The 17,121-nt window shown below is 30.3% G+C and carries 15 protein-coding genes; 9 read left to right on the forward strand and 6 right to left on the reverse strand.

The genetic code is table 11. From position 1 onward, the window contains the following. Positions 1 to 6: 6 nt before the first annotated feature. Positions 7 to 1,299 carry a glycosyltransferase gene (locus HX088_RS01150; protein ID WP_286483003.1) on the forward strand — a complete coding sequence of 431 codons (1,293 nt, stop codon included), beginning with the start codon at positions 7 to 9 and terminating at the stop codon, positions 1,297 to 1,299. 69 nt (positions 1,300 to 1,368) lie between these two features. On the opposite strand, the gene HX088_RS01155 is transcribed toward HX088_RS01150, so the two are convergent. Continuing rightward, the gene (locus HX088_RS01155; protein WP_225541315.1) at positions 1,369 to 1,785 is read right to left on the reverse strand and encodes a hypothetical protein; all 417 of its coding nucleotides are present in this window, start codon (positions 1,783 to 1,785) and stop codon (positions 1,369 to 1,371) included. Between the two features lie 225 nt (positions 1,786 to 2,010). Here HX088_RS01155 and HX088_RS01160 point away from each other — a divergent pair, with 225 nt between their 5' ends. The 8 genes from HX088_RS01160 (at position 2,011) to HX088_RS01195 (ending at position 10,647) form a co-directional block, all read left to right on the forward strand. Beyond that, positions 2,011 to 2,253 (forward strand): hypothetical protein, encoded by a 243-nt coding sequence (locus tag HX088_RS01160; protein ID WP_260544467.1) that lies wholly within the window; start codon positions 2,011 to 2,013, stop codon positions 2,251 to 2,253. A 70-nt stretch (positions 2,254 to 2,323) separates the two neighbouring features. Beyond that, positions 2,324 to 3,157: a GLPGLI family protein gene (locus HX088_RS01165; protein ID WP_225539820.1), complete on the forward strand. Its 834-nt coding sequence runs from the start codon at positions 2,324 to 2,326 to the stop codon at positions 3,155 to 3,157. Positions 3,158 to 3,160: 3 nt separating this feature from the next. After that, positions 3,161 to 3,289 (forward strand): hypothetical protein, encoded by a 129-nt coding sequence (locus HX088_RS01170; protein ID WP_260544463.1) that lies wholly within the window; start codon positions 3,161 to 3,163, stop codon positions 3,287 to 3,289. Between the two features lie 122 nt (positions 3,290 to 3,411). After that, complete coding sequence (locus HX088_RS01175; protein ID WP_260544461.1) at positions 3,412 to 3,663, forward strand: hypothetical protein; 252 nt, start codon at positions 3,412 to 3,414, stop codon at positions 3,661 to 3,663. Positions 3,664 to 3,724: 61 nt separating this feature from the next. Then, positions 3,725 to 4,546, forward strand: coding sequence for a GLPGLI family protein (locus HX088_RS01180; RefSeq protein ID WP_260544459.1), 822 nt, complete (start codon positions 3,725 to 3,727; stop codon positions 4,544 to 4,546). Positions 4,547 to 4,550: 4 nt separating this feature from the next. Beyond that, positions 4,551 to 7,178, forward strand: a complete 2,628-nt coding sequence (locus tag HX088_RS01185) for a carboxypeptidase regulatory-like domain-containing protein (protein WP_286483005.1) — start codon at positions 4,551 to 4,553, stop codon at positions 7,176 to 7,178. 153 nt (positions 7,179 to 7,331) lie between these two features. Next, positions 7,332 to 9,593: an NADP-dependent malic enzyme gene (locus HX088_RS01190; protein ID WP_286483006.1), complete on the forward strand. Its 2,262-nt coding sequence runs from the start codon at positions 7,332 to 7,334 to the stop codon at positions 9,591 to 9,593. Positions 9,594 to 9,723: 130 nt separating this feature from the next. Continuing rightward, entirely contained in the window at positions 9,724 to 10,647 is a 924-nt protein-coding gene (locus HX088_RS01195; RefSeq protein WP_286483007.1) for a T9SS type A sorting domain-containing protein, read from the forward strand. A gap of 71 nt (positions 10,648 to 10,718) precedes the next feature. Here the strand turns inward: HX088_RS01195 and HX088_RS01200 are convergent, their stop codons facing one another. From HX088_RS01200 to HX088_RS01220, 5 genes are all read right to left on the reverse strand, one after another. Further along, positions 10,719 to 11,612, reverse strand: coding sequence for a DMT family transporter (locus HX088_RS01200; protein ID WP_260544451.1), 894 nt, complete (start codon positions 11,610 to 11,612; stop codon positions 10,719 to 10,721). Positions 11,613 to 11,744: 132 nt separating this feature from the next. Further along, positions 11,745 to 13,286 (reverse strand): serine hydrolase, encoded by a 1,542-nt coding sequence (locus HX088_RS01205; RefSeq protein WP_286483008.1) that lies wholly within the window; start codon positions 13,284 to 13,286, stop codon positions 11,745 to 11,747. Between the two features lie 179 nt (positions 13,287 to 13,465). Beyond that, positions 13,466 to 13,765, reverse strand: coding sequence for a monooxygenase (locus tag HX088_RS01210; protein ID WP_225541321.1), 300 nt, complete (start codon positions 13,763 to 13,765; stop codon positions 13,466 to 13,468). Between the two features lie 110 nt (positions 13,766 to 13,875). After that, positions 13,876 to 15,672, reverse strand: a complete 1,797-nt coding sequence (gene lepA, locus HX088_RS01215) for a translation elongation factor 4 (RefSeq protein WP_171623521.1) — start codon at positions 15,670 to 15,672, stop codon at positions 13,876 to 13,878. A gap of 191 nt (positions 15,673 to 15,863) precedes the next feature. Further along, a complete protein-coding gene (locus HX088_RS01220; RefSeq protein WP_286483010.1) occupies positions 15,864 to 17,072 on the reverse strand; it encodes an acyltransferase family protein in 1,209 nt (402 codons plus the stop codon). Between the last annotated feature and the right edge of the window lie 49 nt (positions 17,073 to 17,121).

The following is a 17,121-nucleotide window of genomic DNA, read 5'->3' on the forward strand; positions in this document are numbered from 1 at the left end:
TTTAGAATGAAAAAAATATTAATCATCACCTATTACTGGCCTCCTGCGGGAGGTCCTGGTGTTCAAAGATGGTTGAAATTCACAAAATATCTTCCTGAATTTGGATATGAAACCTATGTATATATTCCAGAAAATCCTTCTTATCCAATTCTCGACGAAACTTTAGCGAAAGACATTAATCCGAAAGTTAAAATCGTTAAAAACAAAATTTGGGAACCTTATCAGTTGGCTGAAAAACTGAATCCAAAAAATAAAGCTTATAAAGGTGGACATTTCGAGAAAAATGAAAACCAATCTTTTTTGTCGAAATTGTCAGTTTTTGTGCGAGGAAATTTCTTTATTCCTGATGCGCGTAAGTTTTGGGTGAATCCTTCTGTAGAATATTTAAAAGATTTTTTACAAAAAGAAAATATTGACACCATTGTAACTTCTGGTCCGCCTCATAGTTTACATTTGATCGGTTTGAAATTGAAAAAACAATTACCAAACCTTAACTGGTTGGCAGATTTTAGAGATCCTTGGACACAAATTAGTTATCACAAAGAATTGAAATTAACGTATTGGGCTGCTAAAAAACACGAAGATTTAGAGCGAGAAGTGATGCAAAAAGCCGACGTTGTTTTAGCAACAAGTTATGCTGATGGTGAAAACTTTAAAAAAATTGGAGCAAAGCGAGTAGAAGTGATTACAAATGGTTTCGAAGAAGTAAAACAGCAAATAGAGAAAGAGCATAATTATTTTCATTTGACGTATTCTGGAGGTTTGGAAATGCTTCGAAATCCTGTTGCTTTGTGGAAAGCTTTAGCTGAAATTAGTAACGAAAATCAATCTTTCAGAGAAGATTTTAAACTTAATTTTTATGGTTCTTTAGCTGATGATGTCAAACAATCAATTGTTAAACAAGGTTTACAAACTAATTTAATTGTTCACGGATATGTTTCGCATCAAGAATCGTTGAACGCGATCAATTCAGCAAATATTTTAATTTTGACAAACTTTGATAATGTTGCTTCGAAAGGAATAATTCCTGGTAAATTATTCGAATATATGGCTACTGGAAATCCAATTTTAGCGATTGGACCTGCTGATGCAGATGTCGAAAAAATACTTCATAAAACTAAAGCCGGAAATTATTTTAGTCACGAACAAGTGGCGGAAATGAAAAATTATATTCTCTCGATTTATAATCAATGGTTAAAAAATCCAAACCAAAAATTTGAAACGAACGAAAATGAAGTTCAACAATTCAATCGTAAAAACTTGACTTCTAAATTAGTTGAAGTGGTCAATAGTTTGTAAAGTTGTTAAATTTAAAAAAATAGAAAACCATCTTTTGTATATCATGAAAGATGGTTTTATAATTTATTATCAATTCGAATTAATTTTATATTCTTTTACAATTCTATTATTATTCATTCCTGTTTCAATTTTAATAATAAATTCTGGATATTTAGTTTCATTAATTTCTACTATTTTCGGAAAAATTAGTTCATCTATTTTATATAATTTACTTGTTGTATAATAATCGCCGTCTGGAGATACAGATATTATTAGCGCTTGCAAAACTTCGTCAGTTTCGTTAAAAGAATCAGTAGAAGTTCCTTTAGAATCGTTTATCGAAAAAATATTCAAAAAAAGACTTCTGTTATAAATTTGGTAATTTAGGTAATCTGTTCGGTATATAGTTGCCAATATATAGTTGGAATAAGAATCAGAAATCTCTTTTATTTGTGCAGAACAAATAGAAGAGATTATGATTGTGTATAGAATTAATAACTTCTTCATAAAATCCTCATTGTTTTAATTAATATAAAGATAATCAAAATATTAGGTGCTATCCCTTATAATCCGCTATAATTGGAATGAATTTAATATAAATTATTCGTTTTTAATCACTTAAATTACTCAATGATTTGTTTTCTATTATTATTATTGATGTAATTAACGTTAAGACAACAATTATAGGTTGCAAACTATAATTGAAAATTAAAAACTAAAAATTACATTAAAATGAAGAAAATGTTATTAGCAAGTGCTTTTGCACTTACCGGAACGTTTGCAATGGCAAATGAAGTAGAGTTTGTAGATGAAGAATATAATAATAGGCAATGTACAGGAGTTAAAAATGATTGTGGAATTGCGCTTATTTATTGTTGGCAAGGAGAACTTGATCCTGATAAATTAAGTAATTTTAGAGATAAAGCTTGTGAAGATATAGAAAATGAGCAAGATGCACCAGAAATTGAAGATTAATTAAATATTAATAATTATAGTATATGACTTAGGAATTTTCTTAAATCATATCTATATAATTTATTCGTAAATGAAGTATTTAAATAAAATAGTATTAGTTATAAGTTTTATACTTATTAGTATAAATGGTTATTCTCAATATGAGTTTACATACTTATATGAATTTAAAAAAGATAGTGTCAGTAAAAAAAAGTATACTGATATTATGAATGTTATCATTGAAGGTGAACAACGGATTTACAGAGGGGAAAATCATATTATTTATGATTCTATAGCTTATACAAAGCGAAAAGTTGATGCAAGTAATATTAGTTCTGTCATGGAACAGACTATGGGTTTAAAAAATAATGTGGAAAATTATACTTTAGAAATTGATTTAGAAAAAGAAATACAAAAGCACTATATCTTTAATTTAGAGTTACCTTTTTATAATGAAGAAAAAATAGAACTACCAATATGGAACATTTCTAATGAAACATCTGAAATTGATGGAAAAAAAGTGACAAAAGCAACAACATTTTTTTTAGGTAGAAATTGGATAGCTTATTATTCAGAAGAATTACCTATTCAGGTTGCACCATACTTATTTTATGGTTTACCTGGAGTTATCATAAAATTAGAAGATGAGAATAGTAATTATAAATTCGAATTAACGAGTTATAAATCAAAAAAAGATTTCATTAATTTAAAAGAAACAACAATATCACAAAGAAGAAGAAATGATTTTGTTAAAATGAATAAAGATGAAGTTTATAACTTTGGTAAATCTTTTCAAGAAAATAAGACTAATATTCTTATGCAGGCAGGTTTGCAACTGACAGAACAAGAGATAAAAGAAAGACAAGAAAGAAATAAAAAAAGAAAGTATATTTATTTAAACCCATCCATACCATTTGTTTTATAATTTTTGAAAACCCAATTAACACTATTATTTGCTTTACTTTCTCACTTTATTTTTGCACAACTTACCATTTCTGGCGTTGTAAAAAATGAAGAGGGGAAACCTGTCTTTGCTATTAATGTAGAATATATTTAATATAAATTATTTGTTTTCTATTATTATTATTATTATTATTATTATTGATGTAATTAACGTTAAGACAACAATTATAGGTTGCAAACTATAATTGAAAATTAAAAACTAAAAATTACATTAAAATGAAGAAAATTTTATTTGCAAGTGCTTTTGCACTTATCGGAACGTTTGCAATGGCAAATGAAACTAAAAATTCAGAAGTAAAAGAAGAATATAAGTCTGAAAAAGCAGAGGCTTTAGAGATTATATGTATACCTATTGAACTTTCTTGTACAGAAGATTGTTTTAATGTGGATACAGGAATCAATTACACTCCAATTCAGATATTAATGGAATTAGCTGCTCAAGAAGCATATGTTTGTGGTGGTGGATAAAAATGGATAAAACAAGTAAGTAAGGGGACTAAATAAGTTCCCTTTTTTTAAAAAAAAAATTATGAGAAAAAATATTTTAATATTATTAATTAACTTTTGCTGTACTTTAATTTTTGCACAAAATGATAATTTTTTAGTAGAATATAAATATAATTATACAAATGATTCATTAAATAAATCAAATAAAAAAGAAGAAGAAATGGTCATGCGTATTAATGAAAAAGGATTTGTTTTTCTTCCAAAAAATGATTTTAAAAATGATACACTTAAAGGAAATATAAATGATTTAATGGTGGATGGAAAAATTATAATGAAAGATATTTTCGCAAAATACGGAAAGACAGATAATAATATAAGGATGTTCTTTTTAAAAGATAAAAAGATCTACTTGATTCAAACAAATGTAGCATTAACCATGATAGATTTTGAAGATGTTGTACCAAATATTTCTTGGAAATTATTAAAGGAAGAAAAAGAATTAAATGGTTATAAAGTAAAGAAAGCAACTACAAATTTATTTGGTAGAAATTGGGAAGCATGGTACACAGAAGATATTCCAGTTTCTTATGGTCCCTATAAGTTTAATGGTTTACCAGGATTAATTTTAGATATAAAAGATTCTGAAGATTTTTTTCATTTTGAATTTATATCTTTTGCAAAAAGTAAATCATCTATTCCAAAGGCTTTTGATTCTGGAAGAGTAAAAATGACAAGAATAGAATTTATGGATTATATAAAAAAGTATAAAGAAAATCCATTAATTGTTTTAGGAGAAAGTAATAGTGTTGTAAGAGATGATGAAACATTCTTTAAAAGGAAAAAAGCACTTTTAGAATTAAATAATAATTCTATAGAAAGAGGAATACAATTTAACTTAAAGTAATTTTTTGAAAACCCAATTAACACTACTATTTGCTTTACTTTCTCACTTTATTTTTGCACAACTTACCATTTCTGGCGTTGTAAAAAATGAAGAGGGGAAACCTGTTTCTGGTGCTAATGTTACTATTTCGCCAAGCATTTCAGATGAAACATTAGCATATTTTATCACAAAATCTGATGGTAAATATTCTATCAAAATAGATCATCCATCGCACGAAATGTATGAAATAAAAGTTCGTGCGATGAATTATGCGTTTACTTCAGATTTGGTTAACGAATCTTCTACAAATTTTGATTTCACTTTACAAGAAAAAGCAATCGAGCTAAAAGAAGTTAAACTAAAACAATCACCAATTCGAAAAAAAGGCGATACAATTGCGTATGATGTCAGTAACTTTAAAGATATCCAAGATCGATCTATTGCAGATGTGATAAAAAAAATGCCTGGAATAGAAATCGAAAATTCTGGTCGAATCTTGTATCAAGGCGAACCAATCAATAAATATTATATTGAAGGAATGGATTTATTGGGCGGAAAATATGCTTTAGCAAACGAAAATCTTTCTGCCGATGCAGTGGATAAAGTGCAAATTTTAGAGAATCATCAACCTATCAAAATTTTAGATAGTTTGGTTTATAGCTCTAAAGCTGCATTAAATATCAAACTAAAAAGCAAAATTACCTATTCTGGTAAAGCAGAAGTTGGTCTTGGCGCTTCGCCTATGTTGTATCAAGCGAATATTACGCCTATGTTGTTCACAAAAAAGCAACAAATGATTGGTTCTTATCAAGGAAATAATCGTGGAAATGATGTTTCTCGACAATTAAGAACATTAAGTTTAGAAGATTTTTTAAATGAATCTGAAAAGTTTTCTAATGAAAGTTGGTTATCTATTGCTGGAGTACAAACACCCAATTTTGATAGCGAACGTTGGTTGGATAATGCTATAAATATTGGCTCTTGGAACCATCTTTTCAAGTTAAAAAAAGAGTTAGATTTACGTATTAATTTGTCTTATCACAACGATTTTCAAAAGCGATTCGGAGAAACAAACACACAATATTTTTTACCAACAGGAGATATATTTCTCAACGAAATCAAACAAAATTATTTGCAAATAGAAAGTCTTAATCTTAAAGCTACATTATCTCAAAATAGTTCGAAAAATTATCTTGAAAATGTCTTAGAGTTTAAAGGTGATTGGAATAGCTCGAGAGGAAATCTCAATCAAAATAATAATTTTATACAACAAAAATTAACTCAACCTAATCGAGAATTTTCAAATCAATTTAGAACCATTCGTAAGATTGGTAAACAATTGATTACTTTAAAGTCTACGTTAGCTTATAAAAATTACAATGAAAATTTAAGCGTTTCTCCGGGAGTTTTTACTGATTTTATTAACAACGGGACTGATTATCAAAATGCATTTCAACAAATTAATTTTGAGAAATTTTCGACAAATAATTTCGCTGAATTTTCAAAAGGAATAAAGGCTTTAACGCTACAATCAAAAATTGGAATTAAATACATCAATCATTCAATGAAAAGTGATTTGTTAGCTGATGAACAACTTACAAATTCCACTTTTACTAACAATACACATTGGTCAACCTTTAATCCTTATGTGGAAAATAGATTTTCGTACAAAAAAAATCGACTTAGTTTGTCTTTTGGAATTCCGTTTCAGTGGTATAATTTAGAGAATAATTCTTTTGGAACTAAAAATTCGTACAATCGTTTTTACTTCGAACCAAAATTTAACATAGGTTTAGAATTTTCAAAATTCTGGAAAGTTTCAACTTCGCATAATTTTAGTAATGATTTGGGTAGTTTAACACGATTACACGAAGGTTTTATATTGTATCGTTACAATTCTATTCAACAAAATGATGGAAATTTCAATGAAGTAAAAAAATGGAATTCGTCTTTACGTTTTGAATATAAAAATCCAATTAAATCAAGGTTTTTTAACTTTGGATATTCATATAGTTGGAACGAAAACAACTTGTTGTATAATTACAAATACAATTCAGACGCAAGTACCATTTTAGATGTTATCAATCAAAAAAATCATCAACAAACACATTCTGTTAATGCTAAAATAAGTCAATATTTCTCTAAAATCAAAACGACTTTTAATTTAGCTGGAGGTTATAATTTTACGACTTATGATCAATTGTTGAATAATGATTTAGTAGAAATTGACAACACTATTTTAACTTCAAATTTTGATGCTTCTTTCAGATTATTAAGTTGGATGACGTTTGAGTATAAATATGGTGTAACCAATTATAAAAATAAGTTTTCAGAAGAATCAAAATCTCGATCAATAACTAATCAAATTCACCAAATAGGATTACATTTTTTTCCAGCAGATCAACATTATGTAAAGTTTAATTTTGATTTGTATGTCAATGATGATACAAGATTAAATCCTAATTCAACTTTCGGAGATTTGATGTACCGTTATTCATTAAAAAAGAAAAAAATAGATTTTGAATTGTCTGCTTATAACCTTTTTAATGAGAAATATTTTTCACAAAATAGCTTTTCATCTAATTTCGAACAACGATTTCTATATAAATTGAGACCAACTCAAGTAATGTTTACAACACGATTTAATTTTTAACACTAAAATTTATCAACTCAATAATTTATCATCATTAACTTGTTTAAGTTGATAATATTTAAATAGAAAAATCATCAAACTATATGATTTGTCATACTTTTATTAGTTTATTTTTACCTAAATTTATTTTGAAAAAATATATACCACAAAGAAATGAATGACAATCGTAAGAAAGATGCATTGAACTACCATTCGATGGGGCAACCCGGAAAGATTGCGGTAGTGCCAACAAAACCTACGAACACACAGCGCGATTTATCGCTTGCCTATTCGCCAGGTGTTGCAGAACCATGTTTAGAGATTGAAAAAGATCCAGAAAATGCCTATAAATATACGGCAAAAGGAAATTTGGTTGCTGTCATTAGTAACGGAACAGCCGTTTTAGGTTTAGGAGATATAGGTGCAGTCGCTTCGAAACCTGTGATGGAAGGAAAAGGTCTTTTGTTTAAGATTTTTGCGGATATTGATGTTTTTGATATCGAATTAGATACGAAGAATGTCGATGAATTTATCAATACTGTAAAAGCTTTAGAGCCAACTTTTGGAGGAATTAATCTTGAAGATATTAAAGCGCCAGAATGTTTCGAAATCGAAAAGCGATTAAAAGCTGAAATGAATATTCCTGTAATGCACGATGATCAACATGGAACAGCCATTATTTCTGGTGCAGCATTAATCAATGCTTGTGAATTACAAGGAAAAGATATTTCTAAAGTTAAAATTGTTGTAAACGGAGCAGGAGCAGCCGCAATTTCTTGTACAGCAATGTACATTTCTGTTGGTGCAAAAAAGGAGAATATTGTGATGTTAGACAGTAAAGGAGTAATCCGTTCAGACCGTGATAATCTTGACGCTTCGAAAGCTGAATGGGCAACAGATCGTGATATTTCTACGTTGGCAGATGCAGTAAAAGATGCTGATGTTTTCATCGGTTTATCCGCTGCAGATGTTTTATCTGCTGAAATATTGAATACAATGGCCGAAAATCCAATTGTGTTGGCAATGGCAAATCCAAATCCAGAAATTGCGTACGATTTGGCAATTTCTACTCGACAAGATATCATTATGGGAACAGGTCGTTCAGATTATCCTAATCAGGTGAATAACGTTTTAGGTTTTCCATACATTTTTAGAGGAGCGTTAGATGTTCGTTCGACAACGATTAACGAGGAAATGAAAATTGCGGCTGTTCGTGCGATTGCAGAATTGGCAAAAGAACCAGTTCCTGAAGTTGTGACGCAAGCGTATAATAATCATTCAATCAAATTTGGAAAAGATTACATTATCCCAAAACCAAACGATCCGCGTTTGTTGCCAGAAGTTTCGGCTGCAGTTGCAAAAGCTGCCATAGAAACTGGTGTTGCGAAGAATGAGATAACTGATTTCGAAGCCTATAAATTGTCGTTGATGAAGCGAATCGGAAAAGAAAGTACGATTATGCGCAATTTGACACAAACAGCAAAATCAAATCCAAAACGAGTTGTCTTTGCAGAAGGGGATCGTTTCGAGATTCTACGTGCGGCACAAATTGTAAAGGAAGAAAAAATTGCAATTCCAATTATTTTAGGAAAGAAAAATAAAATTCAACAAATGATCAAAGATTATATGTTGGATTTAGAAGATGTGGAAATTGTTGATACAAATGCAGAAGAAGATTCGGATCGTTACAATCAATTTGTAGATTTTATTTACAATAAACGCCAACGAAAAGGTGTCTCTAAATCGGATGCGAAGAAGTTATTGAGAGATCGTAATTATTTTGGATCATGTATGGTTGAGTTTGGGTATGCAGATGCGATGATTTCTGGAATGACCAAAAACTATTCGCAAGCCATTCGCCCAGCTTTAGAATTGATTGGTGCCGAACAAGGACAGAAAGTAGCGAGTATGTATATGATGTTAACCGAAAAAGGTCCAATTTTCTTGGGTGATACAACGGTTAATTTAGATCCAACTTCTGAAGATTTAGTCAATATTACGTTGCAGTTTAATGAAACAATTAAGAAATTTAAAATTGAACCGAAAATTGCATTATTGTCGTATTCTAACTTTGGATCGAACAAAGGAGAAACATCTTCTAAAGTTCAAAATGCAGTGAATTATTTACATCAAAATCATCCAGATATTTTAGTCGATGGCGATATTCAGGCAAATTTTGCCGTGAACAAAGAGAAGTTACAAAGTAATTTTCCGTTTTCTAAATTAGCAGGAACGTATGCCAATACATTGGTTTTTCCAAATCTTGAATCTGCGAATATTTCGTATAAATTATTACAAGAACTTGGAAAAATAGAAGCAGTTGGTCCTATTTTAATCGGAATGAAAAAACCAATTCATTTATTACAATTAGATAGTACAGTTCGCGAAATTGTGAATATGGTTACCATTGCTGTAATTGATGCGCAACAACATTAATAAAAATAGTATTTCAAATCGAAACTCCTCTCCATTTTGAGAGGAGTTTTTTTATAAGATAATTAATTCGCAGTTTTATTAAATTTTAATTCATAAAATGATTATCTTGTTAACTTTTAATTAATATAATATGAAAAAAATTTACATTTTATTACTTACAGCCAGTACAATTTCATTTGCACAAACCAATACTTCATTTGAAGCGAAAGAAGGATATGAATTAGGAAGTATTCATGCACAAAATGGTTGGGAAGTTGCCGAAGGAAATGGAGAGCTTTTAAATAATCAACTTGTTTCTGATGAACAAGCGAGTGACGGAATTTATTCTTTTAAAAATGGAGATCAACCAGATTTTGGACCTAAATGGTTTCCTGTAATGGGTGTGACAAAAACGTTTGAAAAACCTGTCGATTATAAGAATTTTACAATTTCTTTTGATGTATTTGTAACAAAACGAAACGGTGCCGATTTTGAATTTAATTTGTATACAATTAATCAAGACACAGATGAATTTTACCCTGTTGCAGGTTTAGGTATGGAAAACAGAGGATATTTGTACATTACAAAGGATATCAATTATGGTTTTGATTACGCTGATGCGGCAGAAGGTTGGTCGATTAATAAATGGAATAATTTTAAAATTGAAGTCACGGAAAATGAAATCAAGTATTACTTGAACGATCAATTAGTTTATACAGGAGATAATTTTACGAAATTAGATGTTCATGGATTTACAATGTTGCATAATAATTACGGAGGTGATGCTTATTACGATAATTTCAAGTTTAGTACAGATGACTTAGCCGTTCATCAAATTGAAGGGAAAGAATTTAAAATTTATCCTAATCCAGTCAAAGATTATTTAACATTTGATGCGAATTTTCATGAGCAGATTTCAAGTGTTGAGGTATCAAATACAATTGGTCAAGTTGTTTTAAAATCAAATCAATCATTAAAAGGGTTGAAAACATCGTCTTTGAAATCAGGTGTTTATTTTGTGAAAATTAATCTGAAAGATGGAAAAACGATAACAAGAAAAATAATTAAAAAATAAATTTATTTCATAACAAAAAAACTGTCTTGTTGAAGACAGTTTTTTTGTTGTATAATTTTTCAGGTTTATTTCTATAAAGAAGTTTTTAGCCTTTTTTGTTGATATGCATCTCCGAGAACATTAAGTGTTACGCCTAAAATAATCATAAAAATTCCTAAACCTAAACTCCACGAAAAGTTTTCGCCAAATAACAAGACACTCACTCCAACTGCAACTACAGGCTCCGATGCGCCCAGAATAGATGTTGCTGTAGAACCAATCTCTTTGATTGCAAAAATTAAAGCAATACTCGAAATAACAGTTGTAACAAAGGCAAACGTAAAAAAGTTAAACGTTAATTCTAACGAAGGAAGAACAAATGATTCTTTTTGTATAATCATTTTTATAGCGTAATATATCGTTGTAAATAGGAATGAATAAAAGCTAAGTGTAAAACCTTTTATCTCTTTTGCTTTCGATTTGTTGACCGTGACAATGTAAAGTCCATAACCTAAAGCACTGATAAAAACAATGCCTAAACCAATTGGATTTAGTTCGAATTTACCATCTTTAAAACTCAATAAAATGACGCCAGCCAAAACAAATGCAATGGCTACGATAGCAGAAATAGTGAGTTTCTCTTTGAAGAATACAGCCATAATAATGGCGACGATTAGTGGATATACAAATAGTAAAGTAGAGGCAATACCAGCAGATAAATAATCGTAACCTAAAAATAAAGCATCAGCAGAAATTCCGTATAATAACCCAAGAGTGATCAATACAGGAATTTGTTTCAATTCGATTTTGAATGATTTTTTTTTGATTAATAAATAAACTCCAACAATCAACGCTGAGAAAAAGAATCGATAGAATAGAGTGGTGTCTATTGGGAAATTTGCTTGTTTTATAGGTAGGATAAATAGCGGAATTAATCCGTAAGATATGGAAGAAATTAATCCATATGCGTAACCTTTTAATTTCATAAATGTTTAGTTAACATCATTTAGAGTGATTTTTTATTTCGATAGAAATATAAAATTGTATCGAGAACTAAGACGAAAAATCATCTAAGCTCTCGATACAATTTTTTGAAGAATTACTCGAATTGGTAATTTTTATTTTCGTGTAAAATCTAAATCATGGAAATCGTAACTAAAATCTGTCATTGGTGAAATAGCTTTCATCGTAAATCCTGTCATTTTTCCATCTTTCATTTCAGCAAAAACAAAAGCATCTGCATGGAAATATCTGTTGTACCATTTTACCGCATATGTATTGTCTTTATAAAATGATATTTCTCCGGTTAATTGAGGTGAACGCTTCGATTCGAAAATTAATTTACCTTTTTTCTCATAGATTTCAACATCACCAAACCAATTATCTTTATAGGTTCCGATGAATGCATTTTTATTAACCTTAAGGGCTTTGTTTTTCTGATTTGCTTCAACTGTTTTCCAAACTTCATCTGTTATTCCGTCCGCTTCGGCCACACGAGATTTCATCAAATTATCGTAGAAAGCAACCCAATCTTTTTCGGGATTGCCTAAATAAAAATCTTTAATTGTATTAGAAACCGAGTTAAATGCGACACCTGCTTGTTGATTAGTAAGAACGACAATTCCTAAATTGATTTGAGGATACCAAATTGTTTGCGTTACAATTCCTTCTAAACCACCAGTGTGCGAAACTTCTAATTTTCCGTTATAATCTTGCAATTGCCAACCTAATCCATATGCTTTAAACAATGAATTATATGGAGGAGTAGTTCCAACTTTTTGCAAGGTAACAGGCGAAATCATTTCTTTCATTTGTTTTTCAGAAATAATTTGTTTTCCGTTTACTTTCCCTTTATTCAAATTAAATTGTAACCATTTTGCAACATCATCAACGTTAGAATATAATCCTGCTGCTGCGTCAAAAATCGTATTGGTATAACGATCGATTACTTGCAATTTACCATCAATTGGCACATGTGGATCAATTACATTTTTTTGATCTTTTAACAGATGAAAATTTGCCGCTGTATTTGTCATGCCAATCGGTTGGATTAATCGTTGAGTGACAAAATCCGTCCAAGATTGTCCAGAAATTCTTTCTACTACAACTCCAGCAATGATGTACAAAAGATTATCGTAATCATATTTCGAACGAAAATCTGAAACAGGTTTTAAATATTGAATATTGTTGATAATATCGGTTGGTGTGAAATTATGTCCATCAGGCCATACCATCAAATCGCCAGCACCTAAGCCTAAACCACTTCGGTGTGTTAACAAATCACGAATAGTAAATTCTTTTGTTACATATTCATTATACATTTTAAATTCGGGAATATGTTTGATGACTTTATCATCCCAATTCATTTTTCCTTCATCAACTAAAATCGCTAAAGCCGCTGCTGTAAAAGCTTTCGAATTAGAGGCGATTCCAAAATTTGTATTCGATTGTAATTTTTCTCCTGTTTTGATTGATTTTACACCATAACCTTTACTATGAATAATTGTTCCATCTTTAATTACGGCAACAGAAATTCCTGGAACATTGAATGTCTTCATGGCATTTTCTGTGACTTGATCTATAGTTTGATTTGAAATATTTTGACCCAAAGCAGAAATTGAAGCTAAGGTAATAGTTGTTGATAAAAATATATTTTTCATGTGTATGATTTGAATGGTAACGAAGTTAGGAAATTTATTTGTTTTACTGTTATTCCGAGCTTGTCAAAGAATCTTACATTTCGAAATACTTTATGTTAAAATTTTCGATTTTGGAATGGAGAAATTAGAAGAGAAATAATTAAAACAAAAAAAGCCACTTTATTAAGTAGCTTTGGTAATTATATTCCTTTATTTAAAGTTGAGAGAGGTTCGTTAATTTCAAAATATTCTGAAACAATGTTTGTGGCACCCATTTGTTCAACTCGCTTAGAATGCATTTCAGCATAATTTTTTGCATTTTCTAAGGTGTCAAAAATATAAATTCCACCACTTCGAGCAGTCTCTTTATTCTCGATCCAAATCTTAGAAATAAACCCTTTTTCTAAATTAATGCTTTCAGCCAATGGTTGTGCATTGTTAGTTAAATTTTCTCCCATATATTCAACAGGAAAATCAAAATTTATTTGAAGTAAAATCATGTTATAAAGTTTATTACAAATTTCTAAAATATTAATGAGTTGGATTGTAATAATTGTTACAAAAAAAGCCACTCATTGAGTGGCTTATAAAAATATATATAAAATTAATCTTAATCGTTCAATTTTAAAACAGCTAAGAAGGCAGATTGAGGAACCTCTACACGTCCAATTTGACGCATTTTCTTCTTACCAGCTTTTTGTTTTTCTAATAACTTACGTTTACGAGAAATATCTCCTCCGTAACATTTTGCTGTAACGTCTTTACGTAAAGCTTTAATGGTTTCACGTGCAATAATTTTAGCACCAATTGCTGCTTGAATTGGAATATCAAACTGTTGACGAGGAATTAATTCGCGTAATTTCTCACACATTTTTTTACCAATGTTGTAAGCATTATCAACGTGAATTAAGGCAGATAAAGCATCTACAACTTCACCGTTAATCATGATATCCACTTTAACTAATTTTGAAGCTCTCATTCCAGAAGGAGCATAATCGAAAGAAGCATATCCTTTAGAAATTGATTTTAATCGATCATAGAAATCAAATACAACTTCAGCCAAAGGCATATTGAAAATCATTTCAACTCGATGTTGAGTCAAATAATTTTGAGATTGTAATTCGCCTCGTTTCTCAATACATAAACTCATGACAGGACCAACAAATTCAGATTTTGTAATAATCGCTGCACGAATGTAAGGTTCCTCCACACGATTTAATCCAGAAGGATCAGGTAATTCAGAAGGATTATGAACGGCAATCATTTTATCGGGATCTTTTTCTAAATAAGCTTCGTACGAAACGTTAGGAACAGTTGTAATAACTGTCATGTTAAATTCACGTTCTAAACGTTCTTGAATGATTTCTAAGTGTAGCATTCCTAAGAAACCACAACGGAAACCAAACCCTAAAGCGGCAGAAGATTCTGCTTCAAAGGTTAAGGAAGCATCATTTAAACGCAACTTCTCGATAGAAGCACGTAAATCTTCATAATCTTCTGTGTCTACTGGATAAATTCCAGCGAAAACCATCGGTTTTACTTCCTCGAAACCATCAATAGCTTCAGCGGCAGGTCTATCAACTAAAGTAATTGTATCACCAACTTTTACTTCGGCAGCTTCTTTAATCCCAGAAATAATGTAACCAACATCTCCGGTTTTAATTACTTTTTTCTCTACTTGATTTAACTTTAAAGTTCCAATTTCATCTGCACCATATTTTTTATTGGTTGCCATGAATTTGACTTGATCCCCTTTTTTAATCTCTCCATTTACAACTTTATAAAAAGCTTCAATTCCACGGAAAGGATTGTAAACAGAGTCAAAGATTAAAGCTTGCAACGGAGCTTCAGGATCTCCTACAGGAGCAGGAACTTTTTCTATAATTGTATGCAACAATTCTAAAACTCCTTCACCTGTTTTTCCAGAACAACGCAATACATCTTCAGGTTCACAACCTAATAAGTCTACAATATCATCTGTTACCTCTTCTGGATTAGCAGAAGGTAAATCGATTTTGTTTAAAACTGGAATAATCTCTAAATCATTTTCTAATGCTAAATATAAGTTAGAAATGGTTTGAGCTTGGATGCTTTGAGCAGCATCTACAATTAACAAAGCACCTTCACAAGCGGCAATCGAACGAGAAACCTCATACGAGAAATCCACGTGTCCAGGCGTGTCAATTAAATTTAAAATATATTTTTCACCATCTTTTTCATATTCCATTTGGATAGCGTGTGATTTGATTGTGATACCACGTTCGCGTTCCAAATCCATATCGTCTAATGTTTGGTTTTGTAACTCACGATCAGAAATCGTTCCTGTTACTTGTAATAGGCGATCGGCCAAGGTACTTTTACCATGGTCAATATGGGCGATAATACAGAAATTACGGATATTTTTCATACTCTTCTTGTCGAATAGGCAAAAATAATCTTTTCCACTCAGACTACAAGTTTTTTGAAAAATATTTATAAAAAGTATTTTATTAAGACTTAAGCAATTATTTGATAAAAAAGAGAGTTGATTAATTGAAATATTTACTAAAAATAGTATTTAATGAATAATTTTTAACTGAAATAGTGCGTAAATAGTAACTACACCTTAACATAAATTTTCTTTTGATCTAACCAATAAGCCAAAGCCCAAAAGAATGCTAAGAAGATAAGCGAATAAACAAACGATCCGATTTCTGGAATTCCAGGAAGTTTCGCACAAATGTTTTCATAAAACCAAGTCAAAGGAGAAATGTATTTGATTTCGTCTTGATTGGTAAATCCATTTTCGATTCGGATTAATCCTAATAAACGTGGAAATAAACCACTAAATGCAAAAATGAATAATGGATTTTTTCCGAATACATCAAAGAATTTCATCACACCATTTTTGACGTTCAAAATTTCTATGAACCAAATCATTGTTGCAATTGTTAATAATGACAATCCTGTTGTATGAATAACGTATGAGCTACTCCAAATCTTTTTGTTGTAAGGAAAATCTAATTGCCAAAAATAACCTAATAGCAAAGCAATTACCCCTAAAACAAATAAACCTGCTACTAATCTAAAATTGGGTTGATTGGTTTCGGGTAAAGATTTATTTAACCATTTCATATTACCTTGTTTATTGATGAAAATGCCAGTTAAATAGCCTAATAAAACTTGAGGAATTGCATTGATGGTACTGTAAATACCTTCTGGATCAAATGGAATCGATTCACCTTTGTAAATATGTGCTAAACCTAAAATATGGGTATCGATTTTTGTTCCGATAAACCCTTCGATAGAATAAGGGTCAATACCGCCTAAAAAATTTGTCAATAACCAATAGCCAACTAAGATGATACCTGAAATCCAAAGAACCATTTTTTCTTTAAAGTAAAAAGCAATAACAGAAGCAAAAAAATAGGCAATAGCGATTCGTTGTAAAACACCCATTATTCGAACGCCACTTTCTTCAGAATCTTTCCAGGCCTTAAAAATAAGTTCGTTATTCTCCCATTTAAAAAACGGAAACCAATTGATAAAAAGTCCAATTAGAAAGATAAGGATACTTCGTTTAATGACTTTTTTCCAGAATTCGCTTTGCGGTTGTTGTTTGAATCGTGGAATTACAAAAGCCATTGCATTGCCTACTGCAAATAAAAAGAAAGGAAAGACCAAATCGGTTGGTGTACATCCGTGCCATTGTGCATGTTCTAAGGGATCAAACATAAAGGACCACGTGCCAGGATTATTCACTAAAATCATTAAAGCGACCGTAGCGCCACGAAAAACGTCCAATGAATAATATCGAGTTGTTTTCATTTCTTTTGTATTAATATTTTTAAAGATATATATTTTTTGAAGTATTTAG

The sequence above is a fragment of the Empedobacter sp. 225-1 genome (assembly GCF_030328185.1).
Taxonomy (GTDB): domain Bacteria; phylum Bacteroidota; class Bacteroidia; order Flavobacteriales; family Weeksellaceae; genus Empedobacter; species Empedobacter stercoris.